Here is a 25,834-nt window from a genome sequence, read left to right on the forward strand (position 1 = left end):
AGGCGACCGAAGTCGCCTTTATATAAGTAGGAGCTTAGTTAGCCTCTTACTTTAATTCCTTTCTTTTCCATGCCACGGTAGATGATTAACATCTGGACAATAGAAATAAGGTTAGACACTAACCAGTAAAGAACTAAACCCGATGGGAACCATAAGAAGAATACAGAGAAGATAACCGGCATAAAGGTCATCATTTTTTGCTGCATTGGATCAGTTACCGTCATAGGCTGTAGTTTTTGCGTCACAAACATACTCGCACCAAATAAGATTGGTAATACGTAGTACGGGTCTTGTGCAGAAAGGTCAGTTAACCAAAAAATAAATTCAGCATGGCGAAGTTCAGTAGATTCTAAGAATACGTAGAACAAGGCTAAGAAAATCGGCATTTGAAGTAAAATAGGGAAACAGCCACCCATTGGGTTAACTTTTTCTTTTTTGTACATTTCCATAGTTGCTTGGCCGAACTTTTGACGGTCGTCACCAAACTTTTCTTTAAGAGCTGCCATTTTAGGCTGTAGCGCACGCATTTTTGCCATTGAAGTGTATTGCGCTTTAGTAAGTGGGTACATTAACGATTTAACGATAATAGTGATGGCAATAATTGCTACACCCCAGTTACCTAAAATGCTATGTAGCCATTTTAGCAATACAAATAAAGGTTGCGAAATAAACCATAACCAACCGTAATCTACAGTTAAGTCTAAGTCTGGGTGAATCGCTTCAAGAATATCTGACTCTTTCGGACCCATATAATAAGTAGCAGTTAGTGTTTGCTCACTACCAGCTTGAATATTTACAGCGGGATCTTTAGCACCAATAATAGCGGCATTACTTTTTGTAATTAAGCTATAAATTGTATTTGTTTGATCCTGCATTGGAACCCAAGCACTTACAAAGTAATGTTGTATAAATGCAACATAACCACCTTGCGTGTTTTTGTTTAGGTTTTTATCAGCCATATCTGAAAAACTATACTTTTCATATGGTTCTTCGTCAGTACCGTATGCAGCACCTAAATAGTTTTGATCAACCATGCTACCTTTTTCTTGTACGGTACGCTTAATTTGCGTGTATAGCTGTACTTGAAGAGGTGCGCTGGTAGTGTTGTTAATTTTGTATTCTAAGCCTACGTCATACTGACCTTTTTTGAATACATATGTTTTAGTAAAACTAACACCATTACTATCAGTAAACTGAAGTGGAACGCGAAGCTCATCACCCGTTAAGGTATATGATTTTTGTTCGGTACTATAAGTAGGGCGACCGTTAGCTGACGCGTCAGGGCCATTTAAGCCAATTAAGCCACTTTGTGAAAAGTATTGTTTGCCACTATCAAGCTGACCAAGAAGCATATAAGGTGTTTCACTTCCTTTAGTTTCTTCGTATTGAAGAAGGTCTGTTTCAACAATGTCACCGCCTTTGGTGTCAATTTTAACTTTAAAAACGTCAGTTGTGATTTCAATAACTGAACGTTTAGCTAAAGTTGCTGAAGCGGGTAAACCTGAATCTGACGATGAAGGAATATAATCATCCGACTCTGGTGAATTTGCTTGTAGTGTTTGTGTTGTGGCACTTGGATCGGCTTTAGGCTTGTTGTAATCATTATCCCATTCTTGGAACAATAAAAACGACACTAGCATTAGGCCAATTAATAAAAACGTGCGTTGCGATTCCATAACAGCTCTTATTTCTCGTGTTGGTGGTTAATATGGGTTAATTTTTCAGGTACGGGGTCGTCTCCACCTGAATGTAAAGGATGGCATTTTAATATGCGTTTTAAAGCTAACCAACTACCTTTTATAAATCCATGCAAATTAATTGCTTGAATTGCATAATGTGAGCAGCTTGGATTAAAACGACAATGCGGACCTAACAGCGGGCTAATCCACTTTTGATAACCGCGGATAAATAACACTAAACAAATCTTAGGAAAAGCAACAAGTGGTTTAATTAACCTCATGATGTTTATGCCCCTACTTAAGTTTAGTGAGATAGATATCATGTATTTAAAGACTCAATTAGAAATTTTAAATGCATGATTAAAAGGTGAGCTAAAGATACATTAATTAACCCTGCAATTCTATTGCAATTAGGTTTGTTTATTAGATTTAGCTGATTTGTTTGGGCGTTTCTTAAAAGGTGGCGGTTTAGGTGCACCTGGTTTACAGCGTTCGTTAATTTTTCGCCATAATTTAGTAAGTTGTTTGGTTAATTCTTCATTAGACTGTTCATCAATACCACTTTTCACCATAAGCACAATATCAATATTATCGATGCTGTGTTGATTTAAACGAAAACTTTCGCGAGCGAGACGTTTAATACGGTTTCGTTGGCATGCCTTTTTTACGCGTTTTTTAGCAACAGTAAGACCTAACCGAGGTTTTTCTTGGTCATTTGGTTTAGCTAATAGAGTAAAGAAAGGAGTTGCAGCCCGAGCGGGTTCATTAAATATGCGAGAGTAATGCGAGGGAGTTAACAGACGTAACTCCCTGCCAAAGCTAAAGTCTTCCACTTATAAATTAAGCAGAAAGAACTTTGCGGCCTTTAGCGCGGCGACGTGCTAATACTTTACGGCCATTTACAGTTGCCATGCGAGCACGGAAGCCGTGTGCACGTTTGCGTTTTAAAACGCTAGGTTGAAAAGTTCTTTTCATAACAATCTCATCCGATCGGTTAAAGTTAAAACATCCTATACAGGTCGCGATCCTGGCATAGGTGCCATTGCGAGCGCGAGATATTATAGAGTAAGTAACGTAAAGTCAATCATAATTACGTTCGCAGTATAGAGCCTACTTATGGTTCATAAAGAGATCATGTAGAGCGATCTGATAGGATCATCATAAATAAGAAGTTTTCCACAGCCCCTGTATAAAAAGTGAATAAAAGCGGGGGAAAAGAAAATTGGATCGTAAATTTGGTTCGCGATCTTGGTGTTATTTTGTTATGATCTCCTCTTCGGATCTAAAATAAAAACTGTTTTAAATCAGGTTGTTAGTGATTTTATACATCGATATCAACAATTTTATAAAAATCAATCTTTTACTTGTGGATAAAGTGCCTTCATAATACGCGGTCTTGGGTCGCTTATTGGACTATTTGAACGCAATAAATGTATGATTTATAATCATTAATGATGTGCGGGAATAAAAATTATATCTCTGGGAGTTTAACTGTGTATCTGTCGGTTTGGCAAAGTTGTTTATATGTATTGCAAGATGAGCTGCCTTCGCAGCAATTCAGTATGTGGGTAAGACCACTACAAGCAGAAAGTACCGAAGATACCTTGACGATTTATGCACCTAATCGCTTTGTGCTTGATTGGGTAAGAGAAAAGTACCTAAATAGAATTAACGAATTATTAGTAGAAATTTGTGGTGTTGAAGCACCAAAACTACGTTTTGATGTAGGTAGTAAGCCTTTATTAAATGCTCAAGCTGCACCGGTTATAGAAACTCAATCAGCACCACAAGCTTCTACAAAACAACAGCCTCGTGAGCAAAAGCCTGTTGTTGAACCTGCGCCTAAATCAGGTTACAAATCTAACATTAAAGAAAATTATACCTTTGACAGCTTTGTTGAGGGTAAATCAAACCAATTAGCAAAAGCAGCGGCTACTCAAGTTGCCGATAATCCTGGCTCTGCTTTTAATCCTGTATTTATTTACGGTGGTACTGGTTTAGGTAAAACTCACTTATTACATGCAGTAGGTAACGGCATTATGGCAAACAAGCCAGATGCTAAAATTGTTTACATGCATTCAGAACGCTTTGTTCAAGATATGGTAAAGGCACTGCAAAATAATGCGATAGAAGAATTTAAGCGCTATTACCGCAGTGTTGACGCATTAATGATTGATGATATTCAATTTTTTGCTAATAAAGAGCGTTCACAAGAAGAGTTTTTTCATACCTTTAATGCATTACTTGAAGGCAACCAACAAATTATTTTAACCTCTGACCGTTATCCAAAAGAGATTGAAGGGGTCGAAGACCGTCTTAAATCACGTTTTGGTTGGGGATTAACAATCGCGATTGAGCCACCAGAGCTTGAAACTCGCGTTGCTATTTTGATGAAAAAAGCACAGCAAAGTAAGATTAACTTACCACATGAAGTTGCCTTTTTTATCGCCAAAAAATTACGTTCAAATGTACGTGAACTAGAAGGCGCACTTAACCGTGTAATTGCTAATGCTAATTTTACAGGTCGTCCAATTTCGATTGATTTTGTAAAAGAAGCACTACGCGATTTACTTGCCTTGCAAGATAAGCTGGTTACGATAGATAATATTCAGCGCACCGTTGCTGAGTACTACCGAATTCGGGTGTCAGATCTATTGTCTAAGCGCCGCAGCCGCTCTATAGCAAGGCCACGCCAAGTTGCCATGGCACTATCTAAAGAATTAACTAATCACAGCTTGCCTGAGATTGGTGACGCATTTGGTGGACGCGATCATACGACCGTATTACACGCATGTCGTAAGATAAAATCACTACGTGACGAAAGCCACGAAATTAAAGAAGATTACCAAAACTTAATAAGAACATTGTCATCTTAGGGCTGACTTTATTATGCAAATAACAATATCAAGACAACAATTTTTAAAGCCATTGGTGCAAGTGTCGGGTGCAATAGAGCGCAAACACACACTACCAATCTTATCTAACGTTTTGTTAGTGGTAGAAAACGGACAACTTTCAATGACGGGTACTGACCTTGAAATTGAATTAGTTTCTGGCGTATTTGTAGGTGATGATATTGCCGATACAAAACTAACGTTACCCGCTAAAAAGTTACTCGATATTTGTAAAAGTCTACCTGATGGTTCAGACATTACTTTAAGCTTGCAAGAGCACCAATTACTTTTAACCAGTGGTAAAAGCCGTTTTTCATTAACGACTTTATCAGCTGATGATTTTCCCAATTTAGAGCAGTGGGATGGTGAGGTTGAATTTCAACTAACTCGTTTAGAGCTTCGTAAGTTACTTGAAAGCACGCATTTTTCGATGGCGAATCAAGACGTACGTTATTACTTAAACGGTATGTCGTTTGAAGTAGATAATACAGACATAAAAACAGTAGCAACAGATGGCCACCGTTTAGCTATTGCACAAAAGCAATTAACGCAATCGCTTAACACTCAACGTCAATTAATTATACCTCGCAAAGGTGTGCAAGAAATTATGCGCCTTATGGTAGCTGACGACGAATTGGTTACAATTCAGTTTGGTGCTAACCATATACGTATTATTGATATTGAGTTTACATTTACAAGTAAGCTAGTTGATGGACGCTTTCCTGATTACCGTCGTGTATTACCACGTGGTGGCGACAAAGTAATTACAGCTAACCGAGAATGGTTACGAAATGCGTTTCAACGAGTGTCTATTTTATCGAATGAAAAATTTCGTGGTGTACGCTTAAACCTATCAAACGGTTTATTAAAAATTACTGCCAATAACCCAGAGCAAGAACAAGCTGAAGAAGTTGTTGAAGTAAGTTACGAAGGCGCGGACCTAGAAATAGGATTCAACGTGTCTTACGTATTAGATGTACTAAACACATTAAAAACAGAAGACGTACTATTTACATTAGCCGACTCAAACAGCAGTGCATTAATTGAAGGTGCAGGCGATGAAGAAGCAATGTACGTTGTTATGCCTATGCGTTTATAAGACTATAAATACATAATGAGCTTAAGTCATTTGAGCCTCAAATATTTTCGTAATATTGAGGCGCTGACGCTAGAACCAGTCAACGGCGTTAATATAATTTATGGTGAAAATGGCAGCGGAAAAACCAGCCTTTTAGAGGCTATATATTACCTTTCTCATGGCAAATCTTTTCGTACTCCAAAACACAAAAGTATTATTGCGCACCAGCAAGAGCAATTTGTAATTCACGGGCGTAAAACAATACACGATTTATCAATTCCAATTGGTATTAGTAAAACGCAAACGGGTGAGACCAATTTAAAAATTCAAGGTAAGGCGAGCCGTAAGATATCAGAACTAGCTCAACTTATGCCTGTACAAATTATTACACCAGAGAGTTATTCTTTGTTTTTTGGTGGACCTAAAGAGCGCAGAAAGTTTTTAGATTTAGGTTTGTTCCACGTGGAACATGAGTTCTTTTTTTTGTGGCAATCATTTAATAAAGTACTTAAACAACGTAATGCATTATTAAAAACTAAGCCCAAGAATTATTTTGACCAAATTAAGTTTTGGGACAAAGAATTTGTTAGACTGGCTGAAGAAATAAATAAATTAAGATTGGCGTATATAAGTAGGTTTAAGCAGCAATTTTTTGATAAAATGTGTGCAGAATTGACGCTTGTACGTGATTTAGAAATGACCTTTAGCGCAGGCTGGAAAGAGACTGAATCTCTTGCAGATGCGTTAGAGCAAAACTTTGAGCGAGATGCTCGCCAAGGGTTTACAAGTAAAGGCCCTCATAAGGCCGATTTTAGTTTTAGTGTCGTTGGCAACAGTGTGGAGAATACATTCTCACGCGGTCAATTGAAGCTATTATTGTATGCGTTGAAAGTTACGCAAAATAGCTTAATTGAGTCAGAGACAGATAAGCAATCTATATTGCTAATAGATGATCTACCTTCAGAATTAGGCGAAGATACAAAAGAGAAAGTGGGACAATTACTTGCTCACTGCAGTTCTCAAATTTTTATCTCTTCAATTTTATCTGAAAGTATTTCTGCTGTGGTGGAACCCATGCAACGAGAACTACAAATGTTCCACGTGAAACATGGCAACCTAATAACAAGATAAGTGGGATTAACCATGTCTGAGAATTATGACTCGTCGAGTATTAAAGTACTTAAAGGATTAGACGCAGTAAGAAAGCGTCCTGGAATGTATATTGGGGACACCGATGATGGCACAGGCTTACACCACATGGTGTTTGAGGTCGTTGATAACTCGATCGATGAAGCCTTAGCAGGTCATTGTGATGATATTTATGTAACGATTCACTTAGACGGTTCTGTCTCAGTTCGAGATAACGGTCGTGGTATCCCAACTTCTATCCATGAAGAAGAAGGCGTATCTGCAGCCGAAGTTATTATGACGGTACTTCATGCCGGTGGTAAGTTTGATGATAACTCTTATAAAGTATCGGGTGGCTTACATGGTGTTGGTGTTTCTGTTGTAAATGCACTTTCAGAAAAACTAAAACTGACTGTTCGTCGTGAAGGTAAGCTTCATGAGCAGTTTTATACTATGGGTGTTCCAGATGCACCTTTAGCTGTAATTGGTGACTCAGAAACAACTGGTACAGAATTACGTTTTTGGCCAAGCGCTGAAACATTCACAAATTTAGATTTTCATTACGACATTTTAGCTAAGCGTTTACGCGAGCTTTCATTCCTAAACTCAGGTGTGAGCATCATCTTAAATGATGAGCGTGAAGAAAATAAATCTGACCACTTTAAATATGAAGGCGGTATTCAAGCTTTCGTAGAATACTTAAACCGTAATAAAACACCTATACATAAAGGTGTGTTCCATTTTACTCACGAACGTGAAGAAGATGGTATTAGTGTTGAAGTATCAATGCAGTGGAATGATGCATACCAAGAAAACATTTACTGTTTCACAAATAATATTCCACAACGTGATGGTGGTACTCACTTAGCCGGTTTTAGATCAGCGCTAACACGTACACTTAATAACTACATGGAAAAAGAAGGCTTTAACAAGAAAGCTAAAACAACCAGCAATGCTACCGGTGATGATGCCCGTGAAGGCTTAACGGCTGTTGTTAGTGTTAAAGTTCCTGATCCTAAGTTCTCATCGCAAACTAAAGACAAGCTAGTATCAAGTGAAGTTAAATCTGCTGTTGAACAAGCAATGGCTGAAAAATTCACTGAGTTTTTACTAGAAAACCCAACTGATGCCAAAATTGTTGTAGGTAAGATTATTGATGCCTCACGTGCTCGTGAAGCTGCGCGTAAAGCCCGTGAAATGACACGACGTAAAGGTGCGATGGACTTAGCAGGCTTACCAGGTAAGCTAGCTGATTGCCAAGAAAAAGACCCAGCCCAATCTGAACTATATATTGTGGAAGGGGACTCTGCTGGCGGATCAGCCAAGCAGGGACGTAACCGTAAAAACCAAGCTATTCTTCCGCTTAAAGGTAAAATATTAAACGTAGAAAAAGCACGTTTTGATAAAATGTTATCTTCGCAAGAAGTAGCAACACTAATTACTGCATTAGGGTGTGGTATTGGTCGTGACGAATATAACCCTGAGAAATTACGTTATCACCGTATCATCATCATGACCGATGCGGACGTGGATGGTTCTCACATTCGTACGTTACTACTAACATTCTTCTATCGTCAAATGCCTGAAATTGTAGAACGCGGTTATATTTATATTGCTCAACCACCACTTTATAAAGTGAAAAAAGGTAAGCAAGAGCGTTATATTAAAGATGATCCTGCATTAGTAGAATACTTAACGTCGCTTGCACTTAATAATGCGGCTTTATATCCAAGTGCAGATGCTTCTGCGCTAGAAGGTGAAGCGCTTGAGAAAGTCGTTCACGATTACCAAAATACAGTTAAAGTTATTGAGCGTTTAAAGCGTAAATATCCTAACACGGTAATGGAACGCTTAATCTACCAAACAGAGTTGAAAACTGATGACCTTTCTGACGAAGCTAAAGTAATTGCTTGGACAAAAGAGTTAGTTGATGACCTGATTGCACGTGATGAAGATGCAACTATTTTCCATGCGGGTACAGAGTTTGACGCTGAGCGTAATATGTATTACCCGGTTGTGAATATTCGTCAGCACGGTGTTGATAAAGCACATGTACTTCATTATGACTTTATTGCATCACGTGACTACCAACGCATTGCTATGACTGGTACTAACATTGCAAACATCCTAAAAGAAGGTGCTTATATTCAACGTGGTGAGAAAACAAAACCTGTTGATAACTTTGTGGATGCTTTGGAATGGTTGATCACAGAATCTAAGCGCGGGATCTACATTCAACGCTATAAAGGACTGGGTGAAATGAACCCAAGCCAGCTTTGGGAAACAACAATGGATCCTAGTGCTCGTCGTATGTTACAAGTAACGATTGAAGATGCTGTTGGCGCGGATCAATTATTTGCCACCTTAATGGGTGATCAAGTAGAGCCTCGTAGAGAGTTTATCGAAACTAACGCTCTACGCGTAGTTAATCTAGACGTGTAAAAATATTACTTACACCGAAAAAGGAGCCTAATGGCTCCTTTTTTATTTTTTCAATTACACAAACTGCTTAAAACCTGAGTGTACACACGGTATACTAAGGGTAATTTTCACGCTACTTCTTAGATAGTAAAAAGCCAAATATGCAAAAATATGACGTAAAAACCTTTCAAGGTTTGATCCTGGCTTTACAGGATTATTGGGCGCAGCAAGGCTGTGTCATTATTCAACCACTTGATATGGAAGTGGGCGCAGGGACATTTCACCCGCAAACATTTTTAAAGTCTATTGGTCCAGAGCCAATGGCAAGTGCATACGTGCAACCGTGTCGTCGTCCTACCGATGGTCGTTACGGTGAAAACCCAAATCGCTTACAACACTACTACCAATTCCAAGTTGTTTTAAAGCCATCGCCAGATAACATCCAAGAGCTTTACTTAGGCTCTTTAGCGGCTATGGGTATCGATACGCTAACTCACGAAGTTCGCTTTGTAGAAGACAACTGGGAATCACCTACATTAGGTGCCTGGGGCTTAGGTTGGGAAATTTGGTTAAACGGCATGGAAGTAACGCAGTTTACCTACTTTCAGCAAGTTGGCGGTATTGAATGTTCACCTGTAACAGGTGAGATTACTTACGGCCTAGAGCGTTTAGCAATGTACATTCAAGGCGTAGATAGTATTTACGACCTAGTATGGGCAGACGGTCCACTAGGGCGTGTAACATACGGCGACGTGTTCCATCAAAATGAAGTAGAGCAGTCTACTTACAATTTTGAACACGCAAACGTAGAAGACTTATTTGCTCAGTTTGATAAATGCGAAGCAGAAAGCCAAAAGTTAATTGAAGCTAACTTACCACTACCAGCTTACGAGCAAGTAATGAAAGCATCGCACGCATTTAACTTACTAGACGCACGCCACGCTATTTCGGTAACAGAACGTCAACGTTATATTTTACGCGTACGTGCGTTATCTAAAGCGTGTGCACAAAGTTACTATGACAAACGCGAAGCGCTTGGTTTCCCGCTGTGTAAGGATAAGTAAGCATGTCAGCACAAAATTTATTAGTAGAAATTGGCACCGAAGAGTTGCCACCAAAAGCACTGCGTAAACTAGCAGAAGCCTTTGCAGCAAACTTAACTGCAGAGCTAGAAACATTAGAGTTAGCACACCAAGGCGTAAGTTGGTATGCATCGCCTCGTCGTTTAGGTTTACAAGTAAAAGCGCTTGAAGCTAAGCAACAAGACAAAGAAGTTGAAAAACGCGGTCCAGCTACTAAAGCCGCATTTGACGGTGAAGGTAACCCAACAAAAGCAGCAATGGGTTGGGCACGTGGTTGTGGTATTGAAGTAAAAGACGCACAAACACTTGAGACTGATAAAGGCGCATGGTTATTGCACATTGCTAAAGTAGCAGGGCAAGAAACCAAATCGCTAATGACAGGCGCAATTACTAAAGCGTTAGCTAAATTACCAATTCCTAAGCCAATGCGTTGGGGCGCGAATAAAACACAATTTATTCGTCCTGTGCATACAGTAACTATTTTATTTGGTGATGAGCTACTTGAAGGCGAGATCCTTGGTAAGAAAATAACTAACCAGCTTCAAGGTCATCGTTTTCATCACCCAGAAAAAATTAGTATTAACCATGCAGACGACGTTTTTGACGTACTTAAATCGGCTTACGTTATTGCTGATTACGAGCAACGTAAAGCGCAAATTCGTGCACAAATAGAAGAGGCTGCAAGCGCAGTTAACGCTGTTGTTGCAATGGATGAAGATTTACTAGAAGAAGTAACATCACTTGTAGAGTGGCCAGTTACTTTAACGGCAACATTTGAAGAAGCATTTTTAGATGTACCAGCCGAAGCGTTAATTTACACCATGAAAGACGATCAAAAATATTTCCCGTTATTAGATCAAAACGGCAAACTTTTAAATAAGTTTTTGTTTGTATCTAACATCGAAAGTAAAGATCCAAGTGTGGTTATTTCTGGTAACGAAAAAGTAGTGCGCCCGCGTTTAGCCGATGCACAGTTCTTCTTTGAAACAGATAAAAAGAAAACCCTAGAAAGCCGATTAGAGTCGCTTGATAGCGTATTGTTCCAAAAACAACTTGGTACGCTTAAAGATAAGTCTGCGCGTATTAGTGAGCTTGCAGGTTATATTGCTGAGCAATTAGGTGCTGATAAAGTGCTAGCACAGCGTGCAGGCTTATTAAGTAAAACTGACTTAATGACAGAAATGGTAATGGAATTTACCGACGTACAAGGTGTAATGGGAATGCATTACGCTCGCCACGACGGTGAAGCCGAAGATGTAGCCATAGCACAAAACGAGCAGTACATGCCACGCTTTGCAGGCGACAACTTACCTACAAACTTAATTAGCTGCGCAGTAGCGATTGCTGATAAGTTTGACACGCTGGTGGGTATTTTTGGTATAGGCCAAGCACCTAAAGGTGACAAAGACCCATTTGCGCTTCGTCGTGCTGCTATTGGTGCACTTCGCATTATGGTAGAAAAAGAACTACCACTTGATATTTTAGACCTAGTAGCTAAATCGCAAACATTATTTGGCGACAAGTTAACTAACTTAAATGTATCGGCTGACGTATTTGAATTTATGCTAGGGCGCTTCCGTGCTTGGTATCAAGACGAAGGTATTGAAGTAGACGTAATTCAAGCTGTGCTTGCACGTCGTCCGACTAAACCTGTTGATTTTGATCGCCGTGTTAAGGCTGTGAGTCACTTCCGCACATTAGACGCAGCAGAAGCGCTTGCAGCAGCTAATAAGCGTGTAGGTAATATTCTAGCTAAAAACGACATTACCAGCCAAGGTAGTGTTGATGAGAGCTTATTAAGCGACGACGCTGAAAAAGTATTGGCATCACAAGTAGCAAAATTTGCCACTGACCTTGCACCACTTTATGCAGATGGAAACTACCAAGAAGCATTAAGCCAATTGGCAGGTATTCGACAAAGTGTTGATAACTTTTTTGACAACGTAATGGTTATGGCCGACGATGAAGCAGTTAAGCAAAATCGTCTTGCGCTATTAAGCCAGTTAAGCGGATTGTTTTTAGGTATTGCAGATATTTCTGTTTTACAAAAATAACACCGATTAGCAATTTTAAAAGCCAGCGTTTTGCTGGCTTTTTAGTTTTCACTGTATGCAAAGGAAACCCCATTGATGATTTCTATGAAACGAATTTTAACCTTAGCAATTGCTGGTTTACTTACTGCTTGTACAAGCCAAATTTCGATTAACGATGTATTGCCACAGCAAGAGCTAGATAAAACAATTTATCTAAGAGGCGACTTTACGCTTTGGGACGCTGAACCTCAGTATCAGTTTTCGCCAGTTGGTCCTGCGCTTTATCAAGCAGAAGTTAAATTTTCTAGCCCTGGTAAAGTGTACGAATTTAAAATAGCAGATGCCGATTTTAGCGAAGGTTATAACTGTGGTTATAGCGACGCACAACCAGAGGGGCAAAGCCTAACACTCGGCCAGCCAGCTATCGCAGACTGCAATACTATTTATAACTACTTTAGTTTCACACCAGCAATAAAAGGCACGTACATAGTAAGTATTGATTACAGTGACTACGATAAGCCACAAGTGACGGTAACGAAGAAGTGATTTTTTATTAAATTACTTTTATAAGTAGGTGAATCAATATACTATTAAAATAACTTTACGTGATATTGGATTGCTTCTTGCAATCTTGTCGGGCGATTCGCTAGACATTATTTTATTGTGAACATTTAGGGTTGCGCCTCAGAGTTTTCGCACGATCCTTCGTTCCTCAGGAGCGCACGAAAACTCTTCCGCGCATCCTTTAGGGTAAAGTTAATAAATAGGCTGACCAATTTGGTTAGCCTATTTCACTTCAAAATCTGAATATATTATAAAAGGAAAGGTAGTATATTGAGTACTTCGTCAAAAACCACTTCATATAACAACGTACTCGAAAATACTTTCTCTAATTTAGAGCCGAAAAATTTTCGCGTGGATTATAAATCTCCCCCAATAGTTTTTGTGTGTGGGGGCCCTATACTTGAAAATAGTTTAAGGGCATTGATATTCGAAAGTCTAGATGAAGAGGGATCTGTACTTGAAGGGAATATGGTTTTTGCGGAGAACATAAAAGATTACTTTAAAGATGGGGCATATAAAGATTTAATGGATTTTGAGGATGATATTGCAAACATATCAAGTCTTATAATTATCTGTTTGGAAAGTGCGGGCTCTTTAGTCGAGTTAGGTTTATTTTGTAATCGAAAAGAAATAAAAAACAGACTGCTTGTTTTTGTACCTGATGAAGAAGTTCAGGGTAATATAGAAAAAGAAATTCCAGAATACTCTTCATTCATTTATTTAGGTCCGTTACAAAGTTTGAAGGATGAGTGTGCAGACTCTGTTCGTATATATCCATTCCCTAAAAAAGATAAATTTGGTGGAGGCTATGAGGAAATTGACTTTATAAAAGAAGATATCTTAAATAAATATGCCAAAACAAAAAAGCTAGATGTTTTTGATGAAAATAATAGTGGGCATCTTGCTTTTTTAATTTATGAAATCATCAGGGTGGCTCAACCAATAAAATTGACTGAAATTGAATTGGCTTTAATTTGCATGGAAATAGATATTGAACAAAAGGTTGTTACACGATTAATTTATCTCATTAGTAATTTTAAATTAATTTCATGTTATGAATACAGTAATACTAAGTACTACTACGTTTTTAATAGGGAACTAAATAAAGTTAAATTAAAAAGTAGCTTTGACTTCAAAAACTCAACAAGGGAACTATTTCATTCTTTCAACCCAACATTTAATAAGCAAATCGATGAAGCAAATAAAAAACGGTTCGCTGTCTTCAAGCATATTATAAAAAAGGTCGAGGTTACGAAATGAATTATTACAAAGACCTAAAAGAACAACTTTATTTATCTGAGTCTGAGTATATTTCATTTATTCGAACGATCCCTTTCAGATACAAAAGATATTATATACCAAAGAGAAATTCAGCCGAGAAAAGGTTGATAGCTCAGCCAGCTCGAACTGTTAAAACAATACAAAAATATATTATTGAGCACTTATCTACGAAGCTATCAGTTCATCAGTGTGCTACAGCATACCAAGTTGGAACTGGTATTAAGTTAAATGCATCAAAACATAAAGATAATTCTTATATTTTAAAAATGGATTTTAGCAAGTTCTTTGAATCTATTACTCCTGAAATACTAAAGGCGAGATTAAAAGAAGCTAAAATAAATTTAACAAAGGACGAGTTGTTTTTGTTTGAAAATTTATTTTTTTGGCGTAAAACTCGAAAAGGAACTTTGAGACTAAGTGTTGGAGCACCAAGCTCTCCATTTATTTCTAATACGATTATGTATAGTTTTGACAAACAAATAGAAGATAAATGCCAAGAGCTAGGAGTAGTTTATACAAGGTATGCTGATGACATGGCCTTTAGTACTAATAAGAAAGATGTTTTAAAGCAAATTGAAAAGCTGGTTTACAAAAATTTGAAGGATTGCTTTGGCCGTGCAATTAAAGTTAATAGAAAAAAAACTGTATATACTTCTAAAAAGTTTAATCGTCATATCACTGGTATAACAATTACAAATGATAATAAGCTGTCTTTAGGAAGAGATAAAAAAAGGCTTCTACATTCTAAAGTTCATCATTTCATTACAGGTACTTTAAGTAATGAGGAGACTTTGAAGCTTCGCGGTGAACTTGGATTTGCTATTCATATAGAGCCCTTGTTTATAAAAAAATTAGAGCTGAAATATAGCTGTGAAGTTATAGAGAAGCTAAAGAAGTTTAAATTATAAGAGTCCTTTCTTAACCACATATCTATACGGTGCTTCTTCTGCATCTTTAGCCACCAGCGTGTGATCCATAAACGTACAAAAACTCGGAATGTCGCGAGTTGTTGATGGGTCATCAGCAGTTATTAATAACGTTTCACCATCATTCATTTTACGAATAGCAGCACGTACCATCATTACTGGCTCTGGGCAGCGAAGGCCTATGGCATCTAATTGGTGATCGGGATTATCAAAGCTCATAATAAATTGGCCTGTTTAATTAAAGTGATTACTGCGTACGTAAGTGCTTAGGTATAGCAATTAATAAGTTTGGCAGTTTAACGCAATTTCAAATGTAATTTAACTATTTTACTTAATGCTTTTAGCAGTTTTAAAATGCTGTATTTAATAATACGCCCGATCACATAATTACGCTGTTACATGCTTGTTTGATAAAGGTCGTTTTCATAAATTGAAGCTAATAAAAAAGGCGAACTGAATAAAATCAGTTCGCCTTTTTAATCACCAAGATGGTTTTACATGTTTAAACTAATTAGTCTTGAACACGTTCAAATACAGTTGCAATGCCTTGGCCTAAACCAATACACATAGTTGCTAAACCGTATCGTACATTTTTGTCTTCCATTAAGTGAATAAGCGATGTGCTAATACGCGAACCCGAACAACCCAGTGGGTGACCAAGTGCGATTGCGCCGCCATTTAAATTCACTTTTTCGTCAACAACATCCATTAACCCTAAATCTTTCATTACAGGTAATGATTGTGCTGCAAAGGCTTCGTTAAGTTCTACTACGCCTAGGTCATCAATTGTAATACCGGCTTGTGCAAGTGCTTTTTTACTTGCTGGTACTGGGCCGTAACCCATAATTGATGGATCGCAACCAGCGACTGCCATTGCTTTAATACGCGCACGAATTGGTAAACCAAGTTCTTTTGCTTTTTCTTCGCTCATTACTAACATTGCAGATGCGCCGTCAGAAAGTGCAGAAGAAGTACCGGCTGTTACCGTACCCGATGCAGGATTAAATACAGGGCGAAGCTTTGATAGACCTTCTACTGTTGTTTCTGGGCGAATTACTTCGTCGTCTTCAACTAAGATAAGCGAACCATCTGCATCGTGACCTTCCATTGCTAAAATTTCGCGACGGAAACGGCCTTCAACTGTGGCAGCTTGTGCACGTTGATGTGAACGGTAAGCAAATTCATCTTGCTGCTCACGGCTAATGCCATGAAGCGTTGCAAGGTATTCTGCTGTTAAGCCCATAGAGCCAGACGCTTGTGCAATTGATGTTGCTAAGCCTGGGTGAAAGTCGTTGCCGTGAGTCATAGGTACGTGGCCCATGTGCTCAACACCACCAATTAGGTAAGTATCGCCAGCGCCTGTCATTATTGCGCGTGCTGCGTCATGCAATGCTTGCATAGACGAGCCACATAAACGGTTAACCGTTACAGCAGGTACGCTGTGTGGGATACCGGCAAGTAATGCTGCGTTACGTGCTACGTTAAAGCCTTGCTCTAATGTTTGCTGTACACAACCCCAATAAATATCGTCAATTGATGCTGGATCAACTGCTGGGTTGCGATCTAGTAAGCCTTTCATTAAATGTGCGCTTAAGTCTTCAGCACGTTTATGTTTGAATACACCACTTTTAGAGCGACCCATTGGTGTGCGGATACAATCTACAATTACTGGATTATTCATGATATTAACCTTCCACCTTATAGAAAACACGACCTTCTTCGGCCCACTTGCGAGTTTGTTCAGATACTTGGTAAATCGCACCTAGGTGAGCGTATTTGTCTGCTGCTGCAACAAAGTTAGCTAAACCAGTTTGATCTAAGTAACGGAACGCGCCGCCTCTAAATGGAGGGAAACCAACACCGTAAACTAATGCCATATCTGCTTCTTGCGGCGAGGCAACAATGCCTTCTTGCAAGCAAAGTAGCACTTCGTTGATCATTGGAATCATACAACGGTCGATGATTTCTTGTTTATCAAATTCTTTTGGTGCGTCTGTAATTGGGCTTAGTAGCTCAACTGCTGTCTCGTCATGAGACTTTTTAAGACGACCGCGACGATCTGTTTCGTATTTATAAAAACCGGCTTTGTTCTTTTGACCAAAACGTTTTTCGTTAGCAAAAATAGTTACAGGGTCTTTATCCGCACGAGCCATACGCTCAGGGAAACCGTCAGCCATTACGCCAGTACAATGGAATGCTGTATCAATACCTACAACATCAAGTAAGTAAGCCGGACCCATAGGCCAGCCAAATACGTTTTCCATTACTTTATCTACTTTTGCAAAGTTAGCGCCTTCAACCACTAACTTGCTAAAACCTGCAAAGTAAGGGAATAAAACACGGTTTACAAAAAAGCCTGGGCAATCGTTAACAACAATTGGCGATTTACCTAATTTAAGCGCGTAATCAACTACTGCATTAATAGTTTTATCTGATGTTTTTGCACCACGGATAATTTCTACTAATGGCATTTTTGGCACTGGATTGAAAAAGTGCATACCACAGAAGTTTTCTGGCTTATCTAGCGCTTGGGCTAGTAAATCAATACAAATAGTTGATGTGTTTGAAGTAAGTACAGTGCCTTCTGGCATGTTTTTTTCAAGATCCGCTAGTACTGCTTGCTTAACTTTAGGGTTTTCTACAACGGCTTCAACAATAATGTTGGCACTTTGTAGATCTGACTCGTTAAGTGTTGGCTTAATTTTGCTAAGTGTTGCCAACATTTTTTCCATTGGCATGTGGCCACGCTTAACTTTTGCACCTAATAGCTTAGACGCTTCACCCATACCTAAATCAAGTGCATCTTGTTGGATGTCTTTCATTATAATAGGTGTGCCTTTATAAGCAGACTGGTATGCAATACCGCCTCCCATAATACCAGCACCTAATACTGCGGCTTGTTTGATTTCTACATCGCTGTGCTTAGCAAATTTACGTGCCTTACCTTTAATGTATTGGTCAGCTAGGAAAATACCTGTTTGTGCAGCTGCTTCTGGTGTACGTGCTAATTTAGCAAAGTTAGCGTTTTCGATTGCCATTGCTTCATCGCGAGTACAGTTTGCCGCTGCTTTAATAGTACGTACAGCCATAACCGGTGCAGGATAGTGGCCTTTGGTTTTACCCATTACCATACCTTCTGCCATAGCAAAGCTCATGCCTTGCTCAACACGGTTTAATTTAAGTGGCTGTAGTTTTACGTTGCGTTTTGCTTGCCAATCTAGCTTACCAGCAATCGCCAGTTCGAGTGTTGATACACTTGACTCTAGAAGTTTGTCAGCACTAACTACCGCGTCAAACGCACCTACTTTAAGGGCATCTGCTGCGCGGTTTTCTGCGCCTGAGGTAATCCACATCATCGCGTTATCGGCGCCAATGATACGTGGTAAGCGCACTGTGCCACCAAACCCTGGCATTATGCCAAGTTTAACTTCTGGTAGGCCCATTTTAGCTGTTTCGCTTGCCACACGATAATCGGTAGCAAGTGCCCACTCACAACCACCGCCAAGTGCCATACCGTTTATAGCGCTTAGAGTTGGGAATGGTAAATCTTCAATTGCATCAAAAACGTCTGTTGCGTTTTTGATCCACACTACTAATTCTTCTTCAGGTTTAGTAAATGTAGGTAAAAATTCGAAGATATCGGCACCAATAATAAAGTGGTCTTTATCACTGGTAAAAATCATGCCTTTGATATCAGTATTGGCGGCTAATTCTTTTAATGCTGCTGCGCAATCTGAAAGAGTTTTTTGAGATAGTGTGTTTACAGAACCTGCAACACAAAACTTAAACTCGGCGATGTTTTCCTTCAGGAAGCTAACTTCAAAGGAATCGCTTTTATATAACATTATTATTCTCCCTAGTTGACGAACTAAGACTGGTACGATGAGTTTGCATTTCAATCAGTGTGCTTGCTTTAAATTAAAAATGCAACGAAAAATTTAACTCGGTTACAATCGACTGGTTAAAATATAGCTGGTTTGGTGCTAAGGTGGTTGAAAAGTTTTTATTCACAACTTTAATTTTTATTAAAGGACATTATGAAAAAATATTTACTAAGTGTTGCGGCAGCTGCATTCATTTTTCCTCTTCATTCTGCCGAGGCAAGTAACGATAACGATGCATTTTTAGATGCCGAAAAAAAAGTAAGGTACGGCAGTTACCAAGACTTTAAACAAGCGGTTAATAACCTAAATCATCCGTTAAAACCTTATGTTGAAAAAACATATTGGCAACGTCACCCGAGTATTAAGCATCAGGCAGAGATAGAAGACTATTTAAATATATACCAGCATACGCCGCTTGAGTGGCCGGTCCGTAAAGCGTGGTTAGAGTATTTAAAAGATAACAACGAAAAGGCGGCGTATATCCGCAACTATCGTGAAACGTCTAATACGGAGCTTACTTGTACTTATTTAGATTTTCAGCTTGATTTAGGTGCTCCCGAAAAGGCAATTCTAAATCAGGTGACCGACTTATGGGCTGTAGGTAAATCGCAACCTAATGGTTGTGATAGTTTATTTTCTACGTGGCGTAAAAAAGGCTACATGAAAGAAGAAACGGTTTGGAAGCGTGTAACACTTGCTGCACAAGGCGGAACGCAAAGCTTATTACCTTATTTAAAAACTTTATTACCAAGTAAGGAGCGTTACTTAGCTGACTTATATTTAAAAGTGCGAAAAGATCCAAGCGCAGCCGCTGGATTATATAGATATAAAAACAAGTCGGCTAAAGAAGGGCAAATAGCTATTTATGGTGTTAAGCGTTTGGTTTGGCGCGATAAAGAGCTAGCTTTAAAAGCATGGGAAAAGCTAGAAAAAATATTTAAGTACAGCGATGAAGAAAAAGCGGATGTGTATTACACCTTTGCATTGTCACTTGCCTCTAGCGGGCATAAACAAGCGAGCTTTTGGCTAAATAAAGTGCCAAAAGAGCGACTAGACAGCAAGCTTATTCAATGGCAACTGGGCAATATGCTCAAAACCCAAGATTGGGAAGGGATTGCTGCATTTTTTACAGGTAAAGAAAATTTAAGTCTTGGTCAGCAATATTGGTTAGCTTATAGCTATGCACAACGTGGCGAGCAACAAAAAGCAGACGACATCTGGAAAAAAGTAGCGGCTAATCGTGATTATTACGGCTTTTTAGCCGCAGCACGTTTGGGGTTGCCCGTTGATTTAAATAATCAGCCTTTAGCAGTCGATAAGGTACTTGTAGATAAAGTGAGTAATGCACCAGGCTTTAAGCGTGCAAAAGCACTTTATGATATTGAGCGCTTTACGTCGGCGCGCCGTGAATGGAATTACTTAACGGATACCTCCAGCGATGAAGAAAAGCTGGCAGCATCACAGTTATCTACCGATTTAGGTTGGCACGACAGTACTATTTTTACTTTAGCAAAAATTAAAGCATGGGATAATGTAGAGCAACGTTTTCCGTTTGCGTTTCAAGATGTTTTTGAGCGCTACAGTAAACGTAGCAAGATAGATGTTGCTTGGAGTATTGCTATTGCAAGGCGCGAAAGCTCTTTTGCGCCAGATGCACGCTCGCATGCTAATGCGCGTGGTTTAATGCAGTTATTACCTAGTACTGCTGAGTATGTAAATAAAGGCAGTGTGACAAGTAGTCGTTTATATCAACCTAAAACAAATATTAGGTTGGGTACGAGTTACTTACAATACTTAAAAAAGAAAAACCATGGCAATGAAGTGCTGGCTACGGCTTCTTATAATGCGGGTTATCACCGTATAAAGCGTTGGTTACCTGATGACGCTATTCCGGCTGAGTTATGGGTAGAGCTTATTCCGTATCGCGAAACCCGCAATTACGTAAAAAATGTATTTGCGTACAGGCAGGTTTACCATACAAGAATGGGCCGAGAAGGTAATGTATTAGCGCCGCTACTCGAAATGAAAATGGGCGGTTGAATATATGATACCAATCGACCAATAACTTAACACGATAGGTATAGGTATTAATAAGGGGGATGTTTACATGTTAAATATCCCCCTTTTTTGAGCGCTTAGGGTAATACCAATTTTATTAAAAACATGATCATTCTAGCGTATTAAATAACTCAATAACTGCGTTAAAAATTATTTATATAGAACAACTATGTATCATAATTTTAGCCTTGTTATTAAGCTATTCTCTTATCGCTATAATAGATCATTAATTTAATGCAATTGGTATAAGTGATAGACTCATAGCAAGTTAAATTTAACAGATGGATTAACAATGGATAAATTAGCCGTTTTATACGCCGAACATATTGCAACACTGCAACAGCGTACTCGTACAATTTGTAATAGCGAAGGGTTAGAAGGATTAGTAATTCATTCAGGCCAAGCTAAGCGCCAGTTTTTAGATGATATGTATTATCCATTTAAAGTTAATCCACAGTTTAAAGCGTGGTTACCGGTTATTGACAATCCTCATTGCTGGATTGTGGTAAATGGTAACGACAAGCCAAAACTCATATTTTATCGCCCAGTAGATTTTTGGCATAAAGTGCCAGACGAGCCTCGTGATTTTTGGGCCGAGTACTTTGATATAGAGCTACTACTTCAGCCTGATCAAGTAGAAAAGCTATTACCATACGACAAAGCTAAATACGCTTACATGGGTGAATACATTGAAGTAGCGCAAGCTCTTGGTTTTAGTATTATGAACCCTGAGCCTGTACTTAACTATTTTCATTACCACCGCGCTTATAAAACGCAGTACGAACTTGAATGTTTACGCAACGCTAACCGCATTGCAGTAGATGGGCATAAAGCTGCACGCGATACATTCTTTAATGGTGGTAGCGAGTTTGATATTCAGCAAGCGTACTTAATGGCGACACGTCAAAGCGAAAATGAAATGCCGTACGGCAACATTGTTGCGCTTAACGAAAACTGCGCTATTTTGCACTACACGCACTTTGATCCAAAAGTGCCACACACCCACAACTCATTTTTAATTGATGCCGGTGCAAACTTTAATGGTTACGCTGCTGATATTACTCGTACGTATGATTTTAAAAAGCAGGGTGAGTTTGCTGAGCTTGTACAAGCGATGACAGTTCAACAAATCGAGTTAGGTAAAGGTTTAAAGCCGGGTATGCTTTATGGTGATTTACACGTTGAATGCCATAACCGTATCGCACAAATACTCAGTGACTTTAAAATTGTTAACCTACCCGCGGAGGAAATTGTTGAGCGTAAAATTACATCTACTTTCTTCCCGCATGGACTAGGACATCACCTAGGTTTACAAGTGCATGATATGGGCGGTTTTATGAGTGACGAAAAGGGCGCACATCAACCATCGCCTGAAGGGCATCCGTTCTTGCGTTGTACTCGCCTGATCGAAAAAAACCAAGTGTTTACTATTGAGCCTGGTTTATACTTTATTGATTCACTGCTTGGTGATTTAGCGCAAACCGATAATAAGCAGTTTATTAACTGGGAAAAGGTCGAGTCATTTAAACCATTTGGCGGCATTCGTATTGAAGATAACATTATTGTTCACGAAGATAGCCTAGAGAATATGACGCGTAATTTAGAACTCGATTAATTTCTATAAAGACGAGTTAGCGAATAAACGTTAAAATATGCATATGAACGGGGCCTTTAGGCCCCATTTTTAATTGAGCTTTTAATATGTCTGAATATAAATATCCTGCTGCTGACGTTTTTCATCAAGAAGAAATAAAAAAAAGTACGTTTATAGTCCACATTGCACACACCCCCGATTTAAATTCAGCAAAAACATTTATTAAAAGCATTGAAGAAAAGTATAGCGATGCACGCCATAACTGCTGGGCACATGTGGCAGGCAACCCCGGTGGCAGCCATGTTTATGGTTTTTCGGACGATGGTGAACCAAATGGCACTGCAGGAAAGCCTATGTTAAATGTGCTGGTGGGTTCGGGCCTTGGCGAAATCACTGCCGTGGTGACACGTTATTTTGGCGGCATAAAATTAGGCACCGGCGGGCTAGTACGTGCTTATGGTGGCTCATTAAATAATGCATTAGTAAAATTGCAAACGGTGCTTAAAGTTCCCAGCGTTGAAATTACTGGGAGTAGCGAGTACAGCATGCAAGGCGCGATTGAGCAGTTATTAAAAACAAAGTATCAAGTGCTTAATATTGATAAGCAATTTACTGCTAATATTGAGTGGGTGATTACAATCGATAGCCGTGAAGCTCAGCAAGCAATCAAAGATATTTTTGATTTAAGTCACGGCGCAGTTGAGTTAACTATTAAAGAGTAATAACCTACACAAATTGCATATAATGCATACTGACCCTATTTAATTTGGTTGATACTACTCAGCCTGAATTTACTAATAATAAAAGCGACAAGCTAAATGCAATTTCGTACCATCATAAAAATTCTTGGCCAACTTGTTGCGCTGTTTAGTATTACCATGGTGCCTCCGGCACTGGTGTCTTTAATATACAAAGACGGTGGTGGTGTTCCCTTTGTTTTAGCATTTATTTTTAGTGTTGTTATTGGCATGATGGCTTATTACCCAAACCGCCATGAAAACGGTGATTTAAAAGCACGTGAAGGCTTTTTAATTGTTGTTTTGTTTTGGCTGGTACTTGGGGCGTTTGCGTCCTTGCCGCTTATCTTTTTACAAGAACCTAATTTATCGCTCGCCGATGCGGTATTTGAAGCATTTTCTGGCTTAACAACCACCGGCGCTACAGTACTTACCGGTATTGAGTATTTACCCAAGTCGGTATTGTTTTATCGCCAGCAACTCCAGTGGTTTGGCGGTATGGGTATAATCGTACTCGCTGTTGCTATACTCCCAATGCTAGGTGTTGGTGGTATGCAGTTGTACCGCGCTGAAATACCTGGGCCTGTAAAAGATTCTAAAATGACCCCGCGAATTGCCGATACTGCAAAGCACCTTTGGTATATTTATGTGTCGTTGACTATTACTTGTATGCTGGCTTATTGGGCTGCAGGGATGGAGTGGTTTGATGCGATATGTCATGCATTCTCAACGGTGGCGATAGGTGGTTTTTCTACTTACGACGCCTCCATGGGTCACTTTGACAGCCCTGTAATTAACTTTATTTGTGTGTTCTTTTTAATTATTGCCGCTGTTAACTTCTCCCTGCATTACGCCGCAGTGGCCAGTCGTAATATACAAGTTTATATCAGAGACCCAGAGTTTAAGGTGTTTTTGTGTATTCAATTAGCCCTGGTGGTTATTTGTTTTACTGTACTTTCCTCTAACGAAATATTTGCTAATGGCGATGAAACCCTCGATCAGGCGTTATTTCAAGCTGTTTCAATGAGTACAACAGCAGGCTTTGCTACGGATAACTTTTCAACATGGCCATTGTTTTTACCTATTTTACTTATATTTTCGAGCTTTATTGGTGGCTGTGCAGGCTCTACCGGTGGTGGCATGAAAGTAGTGCGCGTGTTCTTACTTTATTTACAGGGTGTGCGTGAGCTCAATCGTTTAGTGCATCCTCGTGCTATATATTCAATCAAGCTGGGTCGTAAGGCGTTGCCAGATAAAGTAGTAGAAGCTGTGTGGGGTTTTTTCTCTGCTTATGCGCTGGTATTTATTATTATTATGTTAGCGCTTATGGGCACGGGTATGGATAACATAACTGCGTTCTCAGCCACTGCTGCTTGTTTAAATAACTTAGGCCCAGGTTTAGGAGATGTAGCATCGCATTATGGTGCTATAACCGATGGGGCTAAATGGTTACTGACCATTGCAATGGTGTTTGGTCGCCTAGAAATATTTACCTTATTAGTGCTATTTACGCCTACATTTTGGCGTGGTTAAACGAGTCGTTTAAATTTTAATATACAAGTTAGTGGGAAAGGGATATGCCAACTTCAAATCTAGACAAATTACATCAACTAACTACAAGTGGTTTGGTCGATTTAGAAATATTAACCCCAACCGACAGTAAACGTGTAAAAACCGAGTTTGTTGGTTTGCTTGAAAATAAATTTATTATTTTAAATTACCCAAACTCTAGACGTTTACCTGCTAGTAGTGACTATTTACGTGATGGTGTAATGGTTGTTTTTAGAGCATTAATTGAAGGTAGTGGTGGGCAAGTTATAGCGTTTCGCCAACAAATAATGTCGGTTGCGTCTCACCCTGCTAAGCTTATATTTATTAACTATCCTAAGCAGGTGCAGTTATTTGCACTGCGCTCGCAAACGCGTATACCTACCTTATTACCTGCAAAGCTAAAGCTAAGTGACGACAGAATACTTGAAGGCCTCATTAAAGACATTTCGCTAACAGGAGTAATGTTTGATATTAGAGGTGATCAGCAAGATGAAAATATTAAAGATATGCAATGCACAGTAATACTCAATAGCAGCGATAAAAGTTTTGAAGGCGAAATTTGCAGTGCTAAGGAACATGTCGCAGGCGTGCGTTGTGGAATTAAGCTACTAGCAAGCGAGGATGAAATGAAAACCTTTATGAAAGAGCATTTTATAGACCCATCTGCGCTTGAGCCCACCGTTGAATAAATCGTTTTTCGCTTATTTGCAACAAAATGGCGTTTTACGTGAGTATTTATAAAGTATTTTTTGTTTTTATATAATTAAATATATTATTTAAATAAAACAGTGCATTACGTATTATTTTTTGTGTTATTAAATCTACCTCGTTAAAATTTATCTGAATTATTCTATAAATCCCCTTCTTTAATTTCCATACATTTAAAAATGTATCTTTTTATCTAAACATAACTATATGTTTTTA

At 39.0% G+C, this 25,834-nt stretch carries 21 protein-coding genes; 14 read left to right on the forward strand and 7 right to left on the reverse strand.

Annotated features, from left to right (window positions below):
* Positions 1–38 precede the first annotated feature (38 nt).
* The 4 genes from yidC to rpmH form a co-directional block, all read right to left on the reverse strand.
* Positions 39–1,676 (reverse strand): membrane protein insertase YidC, encoded by a 1,638-nt coding sequence (gene yidC, locus QL998_RS09670; RefSeq protein WP_024597181.1) that lies wholly within the window; start codon positions 1,674–1,676, stop codon positions 39–41.
* Between the two features lie 8 nt (positions 1,677–1,684).
* Entirely contained in the window at positions 1,685–1,960 is a 276-nt protein-coding gene (gene yidD / locus QL998_RS09675) for a membrane protein insertion efficiency factor YidD (protein ID WP_004335219.1), read from the reverse strand.
* A 129-nt stretch (positions 1,961–2,089) separates the two neighbouring features.
* Positions 2,090–2,512, reverse strand: a complete 423-nt coding sequence (gene rnpA, locus QL998_RS09680; RefSeq protein WP_004335217.1) for a ribonuclease P protein component — start codon at positions 2,510–2,512, stop codon at positions 2,090–2,092.
* 7 nt (positions 2,513–2,519) lie between these two features.
* Positions 2,520–2,654 (reverse strand): 50S ribosomal protein L34, encoded by a 135-nt coding sequence (gene rpmH / locus QL998_RS09685; protein ID WP_004335215.1) that lies wholly within the window; start codon positions 2,652–2,654, stop codon positions 2,520–2,522.
* 518 nt (positions 2,655–3,172) lie between these two features.
* On the opposite strand from rpmH, the gene dnaA reads away from it, so the two are divergent.
* From dnaA to QL998_RS09730, 9 genes are all read left to right on the forward strand, one after another.
* The gene (gene dnaA / locus QL998_RS09690; RefSeq protein ID WP_004335207.1) at positions 3,173–4,555 is read left to right on the forward strand and encodes a chromosomal replication initiator protein DnaA; all 1,383 of its coding nucleotides are present in this window, start codon (positions 3,173–3,175) and stop codon (positions 4,553–4,555) included.
* Between the two features lie 13 nt (positions 4,556–4,568).
* A complete protein-coding gene (gene dnaN / locus QL998_RS09695) occupies positions 4,569–5,672 on the forward strand; it encodes a DNA polymerase III subunit beta (protein ID WP_004335206.1) in 1,104 nt (367 codons plus the stop codon).
* Positions 5,673–5,687: 15 nt separating this feature from the next.
* Entirely contained in the window at positions 5,688–6,782 is a 1,095-nt protein-coding gene (gene recF, locus QL998_RS09700) for a DNA replication/repair protein RecF (RefSeq protein WP_182195786.1), read from the forward strand.
* 12 nt (positions 6,783–6,794) lie between these two features.
* On the forward strand, positions 6,795–9,221 hold the full coding sequence (gene gyrB / locus QL998_RS09705) for a DNA topoisomerase (ATP-hydrolyzing) subunit B (RefSeq protein WP_290192579.1): 2,427 nt from the start codon (positions 6,795–6,797) through the stop codon (positions 9,219–9,221).
* Between the two features lie 140 nt (positions 9,222–9,361).
* The gene (gene glyQ, locus QL998_RS09710) at positions 9,362–10,264 is read left to right on the forward strand and encodes a glycine--tRNA ligase subunit alpha (RefSeq protein ID WP_007584197.1); all 903 of its coding nucleotides are present in this window, start codon (positions 9,362–9,364) and stop codon (positions 10,262–10,264) included.
* A 2-nt stretch (positions 10,265–10,266) separates the two neighbouring features.
* Entirely contained in the window at positions 10,267–12,336 is a 2,070-nt protein-coding gene (gene glyS / locus QL998_RS09715) for a glycine--tRNA ligase subunit beta (RefSeq protein WP_290192580.1), read from the forward strand.
* A 75-nt stretch (positions 12,337–12,411) separates the two neighbouring features.
* On the forward strand, positions 12,412–12,861 hold the full coding sequence (locus QL998_RS09720; RefSeq protein ID WP_290192589.1) for a hypothetical protein: 450 nt from the start codon (positions 12,412–12,414) through the stop codon (positions 12,859–12,861).
* Positions 12,862–13,149: 288 nt separating this feature from the next.
* Positions 13,150–14,139: a retron St85 family effector protein gene (locus QL998_RS09725; RefSeq protein WP_290192581.1), complete on the forward strand. Its 990-nt coding sequence runs from the start codon at positions 13,150–13,152 to the stop codon at positions 14,137–14,139.
* The gene (locus tag QL998_RS09730; protein WP_290192582.1) at positions 14,136–15,068 is read left to right on the forward strand and encodes a retron St85 family RNA-directed DNA polymerase; all 933 of its coding nucleotides are present in this window, start codon (positions 14,136–14,138) and stop codon (positions 15,066–15,068) included. Before QL998_RS09725 ends, QL998_RS09730 begins: the two co-directional genes overlap by 4 nt.
* Here QL998_RS09730 and tusA read toward each other — a convergent pair.
* From tusA to fadB, 3 genes are all read right to left on the reverse strand, one after another.
* Complete coding sequence (gene tusA, locus QL998_RS09735; RefSeq protein ID WP_290192583.1) at positions 15,063–15,305, reverse strand: sulfurtransferase TusA; 243 nt, start codon at positions 15,303–15,305, stop codon at positions 15,063–15,065. The two genes, QL998_RS09730 and tusA, sit on opposite strands and share 6 nt — an antisense overlap.
* 292 nt (positions 15,306–15,597) lie before the next feature.
* Positions 15,598–16,767, reverse strand: a complete 1,170-nt coding sequence (gene fadA / locus QL998_RS09740) for an acetyl-CoA C-acyltransferase FadA (RefSeq protein WP_197186263.1) — start codon at positions 16,765–16,767, stop codon at positions 15,598–15,600.
* Between the two features lie 4 nt (positions 16,768–16,771).
* Complete coding sequence (gene fadB, locus QL998_RS09745; protein WP_290192584.1) at positions 16,772–18,931, reverse strand: fatty acid oxidation complex subunit alpha FadB; 2,160 nt, start codon at positions 18,929–18,931, stop codon at positions 16,772–16,774.
* A 192-nt stretch (positions 18,932–19,123) separates the two neighbouring features.
* On the opposite strand from fadB, the gene QL998_RS09750 reads away from it, so the two are divergent.
* From QL998_RS09750 to QL998_RS09770, 5 genes are all read left to right on the forward strand, one after another.
* Positions 19,124–21,010, forward strand: coding sequence for a transglycosylase SLT domain-containing protein (locus QL998_RS09750; RefSeq protein WP_024604772.1), 1,887 nt, complete (start codon positions 19,124–19,126; stop codon positions 21,008–21,010).
* Between the two features lie 310 nt (positions 21,011–21,320).
* Positions 21,321–22,643: a Xaa-Pro dipeptidase gene (gene pepQ / locus QL998_RS09755; RefSeq protein WP_290192585.1), complete on the forward strand. Its 1,323-nt coding sequence runs from the start codon at positions 21,321–21,323 to the stop codon at positions 22,641–22,643.
* Positions 22,644–22,729: 86 nt separating this feature from the next.
* Entirely contained in the window at positions 22,730–23,344 is a 615-nt protein-coding gene (locus QL998_RS09760; RefSeq protein WP_004335181.1) for a YigZ family protein, read from the forward strand.
* A 96-nt stretch (positions 23,345–23,440) separates the two neighbouring features.
* Positions 23,441–24,892, forward strand: coding sequence for a TrkH family potassium uptake protein (locus tag QL998_RS09765; protein ID WP_004335179.1), 1,452 nt, complete (start codon positions 23,441–23,443; stop codon positions 24,890–24,892).
* 44 nt (positions 24,893–24,936) lie between these two features.
* Positions 24,937–25,599, forward strand: a complete 663-nt coding sequence (locus QL998_RS09770; RefSeq protein WP_290192586.1) for a flagellar brake protein — start codon at positions 24,937–24,939, stop codon at positions 25,597–25,599.
* Positions 25,600–25,834 lie beyond the last annotated feature (235 nt).

This window comes from Pseudoalteromonas sp. APC 3691, from assembly GCF_030408135.1.
Classification (GTDB): domain Bacteria; phylum Pseudomonadota; class Gammaproteobacteria; order Enterobacterales; family Alteromonadaceae; genus Pseudoalteromonas.